Below are 6,000 nucleotides of genomic sequence, written 5' to 3'. Positions count from 1 at the left end.
CAAACGTCATCGGCCACAGCGAGCCGGTACGGGTCCAGTTGATCAGCTTGTCAGCCGTAGTGGTGACAAAGCCTTCGTTCAATACACCTTCAATAGACATGGCTTACTCCCAATCCAGAGCGCCGCGCTTCCAGATGTACCAGAAGCCCACCACGAATTCAGCGATAAACACCATCATCGTGATAAAGCCCTGCCAACCGAGGTCGCGCATGGCAACCCCCCACGGGAAGAAAAATGCGGTTTCCAGATCGAACAAAATGAACAAAATGGCGACAAGGTAATAACGCACATCGAATTTCATGCGCGCATCTTCGAATGCTTCAAAACCGCATTCGTATGGAGAAGTTTTTTGGGAATCGGGCCGATGCGGCCCAAGTATGCGACCCAGCAATTGCGGGGCGATGCCAACCGCGATACCGATAAAAATGAACAGCAGGACGGGAAAATAATTTTCGAGGTTCACGATTGTATGCGCCAGTAGTTTGAACGATTAGCAGAATGATTTGCCGATCCGAATCATCAGACCTGACGCCCCCAATCCAGCAAACCACGCTACAAGTTCCTCGACAAAAAGCCAGCGCAGGGGCAACCGTTGCTGGCCTCATATTCTTTGGTGCCGACGGCGAGACTCGAACTCGCACAGCTTTCGCCACTACCCCCTCAAGATAGCGTGTCTACCAATTTCACCACGTCGGCATAAGCGCGTATTTTAACCTGATTTAGTGCTTTTGTTCAATGCACAATCGGATTAAAAGTCAGCATTTTCACTCTATAAAGGACTTATTTAGGAATTTGATTCGACTGCGCGCTGCCGGTCGAAGGTGCAGGCGCGGAGACAGCCGCGCTAGCCGATGCGGATGCTGTTGCAGGCGCCGCAACAGGCGCCGCCGCCGGCGCCGGAATTGCTGCCGCAGGCGCAGAAGCCGCAGGCAGATTGTCCATCACGCCGCCACTGGCTACCGTACGATGATTACCCAGATACACCAGGGCCAAGGTCGCGATGAAGAAAATCGCTGCCGCCAGGCCGGTCGATTTCGACAAAAAATTCGAAGAACCGGTCGCACCAAACAAACTTCCCGAGGCGCCGGAGCCGAAGGCCGCACCCATATCGGCGCCCTTGCCATGCTGCAGTAGCACAAGGCCGATAATCGTCAACGCCGACAACACCTGAACGATGACAATGATGTTAAATACTGTGTTCATTTAATGATTTCCAATGAGAGTTAATGCTTTGTTTTTGCTAAATTACCAAATCCGGACTACCGGGCTGCAGCGGCAATCGCCAGAAAATCAACCGCCTTCAACGCTGCGCCGCCGATCAAACCGCCGTCTATATCCGGCATGGCCAGTAATTCGACAGCGTTGTCCGGCTTCATGCTGCCGCCATACAAAATCTTTACTTCAGCCGCGGCCGCGGGATTTTTCTCGGCCAGCTTGGCGCGCAAGGCCAGATGCACATCTTGCGCCATTTGCGGAGTTGCCGTCTTACCGGTCCCGATCGCCCACACCGGCTCATACGCCACCACAATCTTGGCCAGATCGGCTGCATCCAGCACACCCAGCACCGCCGCCAGCTGCCGCCCGACTACCGCCTCGGTCCGGCCGGCTTCACGCTCAGCCAAGGTTTCGCCGACGCACACGATAGGCGTAACGCCAGCCTGCAACGCGCGCAAGGCCTTCTGCGCCACCGCCTCATCGCTTTCCGCGTGATAAGCGCGCCGCTCGGAATGGCCGACGATAGCGTACTGACAAGCAAAATCCTGCAACATGCTGACCGCCACTTCCCCGGTATAAGCACCGGCGGCGTGCTCTGAAACATCCTGCGCGCCCAAGGCAATTGCCGATCCGGCAAGCTCAGCCTGGCATTGCGCGAAATAAGGAGCAGGTACGCATACCGCAATATCGCAAGCTGCTGCAGCCAGGCCAGCCTTGATTTCCGCCAGTAATGCAGCGTTGGCAACCAGACTGCCATTCATTTTCCAGTTACCGGCTACAAGTTTACGACGCATATTCAGCAAGGCCCAGGTTTTCAATAACCCGGCATTCTAACGCGTCGCGGGGAAAGCGGTCAAACCAGCAAGAAATATATGACATGCATATGACATGCGCCTTAAGCATCAATCAAGCATCGGATCTCGGCGCTTATACCAACTCGTGCCAGGCAGGTTTTATCCCAGACGCATCAAGAAAATGCTTTCGCAGCAGCAATACTGCGCGCAAACAGTTCCATATCGACATTGCCGCCGCTCACGATCACGCCGACTTTTTCTCCGGCGAACGGCAGCACCCGGTGCATGACTGCGGCAGCGGCCAGACAACCGGCCGGCTCGACCACGATCTTCATGCGCTCGGCAAAAAATCGCATTTGGGTGCGCAACTGATCGTCGCTGACGGTAACGATGTCTTTTACATATGCCTGAAGAATCGGCAGCACCAGCTTGCCTACATGCTGCGTCTGGGCGCCGTCGGCAATCGTGTCCGGCACCGGGATATGCACGATGCTGCCGCTGCGCAGCGACTGCTGCGCATCGTTGCCGGCTTCCGGCTCGACGCCGATGACGACGCAACCAGGCGACAAATGCGCCGCAGCGATAGCGCAACCGGACAGCAAACCGCCACCGCCCGTGCATACAAACAAATAGTCGAGCGGCCCGACGGCGTCGAACAACTCCTTCGCCGCCGTGCCTTGGCCGGCAATCACATCGGGATGGTCATAAGCAGGAATCACGGCGCAACCGCGCTCAGCGGACAAGCGCGCGGCAATCACTTCCCTATCCTCGCGCTCACGATCGTACAGGATGATTTCAGCGCCGTATTCGCGCGTCGCCGCCAGCTTCATGGCCGGCGCATTGCTTGGCATGACGATGGTCGCATGCACGCCCAGCATGCGCGCCGCCAGCGCCATGCCTTGCGCATGGTTGCCGGAGGAAAAAGCCACTACGCCCTGCTGCTTCTGCTCTTCGCTGAGGCAGCTGATGGCGTTATAGGCTCCGCGAAATTTGAAGGCGCCTACCCGCTGAAAATTTTCACACTTGAAGAAAACGCTGGCGTCCACCTGATGGTCAGCCTGGCTGGAAGTCAGCACCGGCGTCTTGTAGGCAATCCCCTCAAGGCGTTTGGCCGCAGCGGCGATGTCCTGATAAGTTACGGCAAGTGCGGCAGGTTCAGTAGCAGTCATTCTTCATCCTTTGTCTTAACTCGCAGCAGACGGCGCTCTGCATTCGCGTAACTATTTATTCAGCCAAACGGCGCCGGAACAGCCAGCGGCCGCTATCGGAATCCTGCGGAATATATTGATAACCGTCCAGATCAAACTCTTTGAGCTTCTCCGCATCGCTGATCTTGTTCAGCGCCGCGTAGCGCGCCATCAAGCCGCGCGCCCGCTTGGCGTAGAAGGAAATGATCTTGTACTTGCCGTTCTTCCAATCCTCGAACACCGGGGTGACGATACCGGCGTCGAGCACCTTCGGCCGCACCACCTTGAAATACTCTTCCGACGCCAGGTTCACCAGCGTCTTGGCCTTTTGCCGGCTCAGTTGCTGGTTCAAAGCCTGGGTCACCGTATCGCCCCAGAAAGCATAGAGATTCTTGCCGCGCGGGTTGGCCAGGCTGGTGCCCATTTCCAGCCGATAAGGCTGCATCCGGTCCAGCGGCCGCAATACGCCATACAAGCCGGACAAGATCCGGATGCGGCTTTGCGCGTAATTCAGCTGGGTGGTGTTCAGGGAAGCGGCGTCCAGGCCTTCGTAGACATCGCCGTTGAAAGCCATGATCGCCTGTTTGGAATTGGCGCTGGTGAATTTCTTTGACCATGACGCGAAACGGGCCGTGTTCAGTTGCGCCAGCGGATCGGAAATTTTCATCATGCTGCCGATCTGCGCCGGCGACAGTTCCCGCAGGACGCTGATCAACTCAGCCGAGTGGTCGATGAAATCTGGCGTGGTGTGTGTGTCTGTAGTGCTGGGAGTGCTGTAATCAAGGGATTTTGCGGGCGACAAAACAATCAGCATGTGAACATCCAATAAACCTGAGAATGTTCGCAATGATACCGAAACAAACACATCGGCGCTGGCAGCGCTGTCCGCTATCTACTTGATAATCACCGCTATCGGCATTTAGTCAAAAACACCTTGCGACAGATCGCGTTCAAACTCGGCAACCCAGATCGAACCGTCGCCGATAGGGTATTGTTGTTGACGACTGGTGGATTTCCGGCTCACCGTGACAAAACCGCTCAACGCGAATATTTCATCGGTTTTGGGATCTGTCGTATCCACTTCATGTAATTCGAAGTCGTCGGCAGCAAGATGCTGCGCTGACAAAATCGCATGAAATTGACTCTTTTCGTCTGGCTCGATTAACTTCATTTGCGCCCCCTGAAGTGACATCGCGAACTGTCACCATAGCACGGCGGCGCCTGCAACGCTTTGTACCAAGACCGACGCCGTGCAGCACCGCACTAAAATTGACAGGCAAACAATTTAGTCTTCGAACCATCGTTCTTCAACTCCAGTATTGCTTCAAATCTCAAGCCTATCTTTTCAAGCAATTTGATCGATTGATAATTGTCGGGCGAGGTAATGGCCACGATCCGCTGCAGGCCGCAGACGCTGTTACCGTACTCCAGCACCGCCGCCGCAGCCTCGTAAGCGTAGCCCCTGCCCCAGAATTCCGGCAGAAAGGCATAGCCGATATCGACATCCGGCAAGGTCTCGCGCTTGACCAGGCCGCAGATGCCGATCGGCACGGCGCCATCCTTCAGCTCGACCATGTAGAAACCGAAGCCGTGGCTCTCATACATCGCCACCGGGCCGCTCAAAAGCCTTGCACGCGCTTCATCCACGGTTCTTATGCCGCGGTCGCCTATGAACTGCAGCCACGAAGGCTCATTCACCAGCCGCAGATAAAATGCGGCGTCATCGCCATTCAGCTTGCGCAAAATCAAGCGCTCTGTTTCAAGAACTTTCATCGACTTGGTTTTTCCTTGGAGTTGAATTCTGCCGGTAGCGCTCAAGCATAAGCACTGAGCCGTTGATTGTCTACTGATCGGCACGCAGGGGTATGCTTGGAGCTATTGCACATCCGACCAAGCACCAGCCATGAGCGCATCGTCAAAAATTGTCCTGATCCCCATACCCAATCTGGATTTCGATCCCAGCGAGGTGGCGGTGTCCTGGCGCATATTGACCGAGCGCGGGCATGCGGTGGTTTTTGCCACTCCCGACGGCCGGCCCGCCGCTGCCGACCCGCTGATGCTGTCCGGCGAGGGACTGGATATCTGGGGTTTCATCCCGTTTCTGAAAAAAATAAAGCTGCTGGGCCTGACGCTGCGCGCCAACGCCGCTGCACGCGCCGACTACGCCGCACTCCAGGGTGATCGCGCATTTCAAACGCCGCTGACCTATGCCGAGCTGCAAGTTGCAGACTACGACGGCCTGCTACTGCCAGGCGGCCACAATGCACGCGGCATGCGCGCCTATCTGGAAAGCCAGCCGCTGCAGCATTTCGTCGGCGCTTTCTTTGACAGCGGCAAACCGGTAGCAGCCATCTGCCACGGCGTCGTTCTTGCAGCACGCAGCCTATCGCCGCGCACCGGAAAATCGGTCCTGTATGGCCGCAAAACCACCGCGCTGACATGGAAACTGGAATGCAGCGCCTGGACTCTGATGAAATTCTGCGGCCGCTTCTGGAACCCCGCTTATTACCGCACCTATGGCGAACAAGCCGGCGAAGCGGCCGGCCATCGCGGCGTTCAGGCAGAAGTAATACGGGCTCTGGCGCAGCCGGACGATTTCATCGATGTCGCACCCGCTACGCCGGATTACTTCCGCAAAAGCAGCGGCTTGTTCCGCGACAGCACAAACGATATTCGCCCGGCTTTCGTGGTGCAAGACGGTAATTACATCTCGGCCCGCTGGCCCGGCGACGCCCATCATTTCGCCACTACTTTCGCGCGCCTGCTGGAAGCTGGCTTGCCGGCCCCGCAGCCGGGGTAGAATG

8 protein-coding genes, 1 tRNA gene and 1 pseudogene are annotated in these 6,000 nt (G+C 56.6%); 1 reads left to right on the top strand and 9 read right to left on the bottom strand.

From position 1 onward, the window contains the following. The 9 genes and pseudogenes from KHU33_RS07655 to KHU33_RS07615 all read right to left on the bottom strand — a co-directional run. A pseudogene (locus KHU33_RS07655) lies at positions 1-100 on the bottom strand (NADH-quinone oxidoreductase subunit B); the annotation flags it as partial. Positions 101-103: 3 nt separating this feature from the next. Continuing rightward, positions 104-463 (bottom strand): NADH-quinone oxidoreductase subunit A, encoded by a 360-nt coding sequence (locus KHU33_RS07650; RefSeq protein WP_211462031.1) that lies wholly within the window; start codon positions 461-463, stop codon positions 104-106. A gap of 148 nt (positions 464-611) precedes the next feature. Beyond that, positions 612-696: transfer RNA gene (locus KHU33_RS07645), tRNA-Leu, on the bottom strand. An 84-nt stretch (positions 697-780) separates the two neighbouring features. Further along, a complete protein-coding gene (gene secG, locus KHU33_RS07640; protein ID WP_211462029.1) occupies positions 781-1,203 on the bottom strand; it encodes a preprotein translocase subunit SecG in 423 nt (140 codons plus the stop codon). Between the two features lie 56 nt (positions 1,204-1,259). Further along, positions 1,260-2,009: a triose-phosphate isomerase gene (tpiA, locus tag KHU33_RS07635; protein ID WP_211462028.1), complete on the bottom strand. Its 750-nt coding sequence runs from the start codon at positions 2,007-2,009 to the stop codon at positions 1,260-1,262. A gap of 173 nt (positions 2,010-2,182) precedes the next feature. After that, positions 2,183-3,178, bottom strand: coding sequence for a threo-3-hydroxy-L-aspartate ammonia-lyase (locus KHU33_RS07630; RefSeq protein WP_211462026.1), 996 nt, complete (start codon positions 3,176-3,178; stop codon positions 2,183-2,185). A 55-nt stretch (positions 3,179-3,233) separates the two neighbouring features. Continuing rightward, entirely contained in the window at positions 3,234-4,010 is a 777-nt protein-coding gene (gene yaaA / locus KHU33_RS07625) for a peroxide stress protein YaaA (protein ID WP_211462024.1), read from the bottom strand. A gap of 105 nt (positions 4,011-4,115) precedes the next feature. After that, entirely contained in the window at positions 4,116-4,367 is a 252-nt protein-coding gene (locus KHU33_RS07620; RefSeq protein ID WP_211462022.1) for a transcriptional regulator, read from the bottom strand. Between the two features lie 92 nt (positions 4,368-4,459). After that, a complete protein-coding gene (locus tag KHU33_RS07615) occupies positions 4,460-4,969 on the bottom strand; it encodes a GNAT family N-acetyltransferase (RefSeq protein ID WP_211462020.1) in 510 nt (169 codons plus the stop codon). A 130-nt stretch (positions 4,970-5,099) separates the two neighbouring features. On the opposite strand from KHU33_RS07615, the gene KHU33_RS07610 reads away from it, so the two are divergent. Then, positions 5,100-5,996 (top strand): DJ-1/PfpI family protein, encoded by an 897-nt coding sequence (locus tag KHU33_RS07610; RefSeq protein ID WP_211462018.1) that lies wholly within the window; start codon positions 5,100-5,102, stop codon positions 5,994-5,996. Positions 5,997-6,000: the final 4 nt, after the last annotated feature.

This window comes from Collimonas silvisoli, from assembly GCF_018305005.1.
Taxonomy (GTDB): domain Bacteria; phylum Pseudomonadota; class Gammaproteobacteria; order Burkholderiales; family Burkholderiaceae_D; genus Collimonas; species Collimonas silvisoli.
The sequence above is the reverse complement of the archived record's forward strand: the minus strand, read 5'-3'. Positions and strand labels throughout refer to the sequence as shown.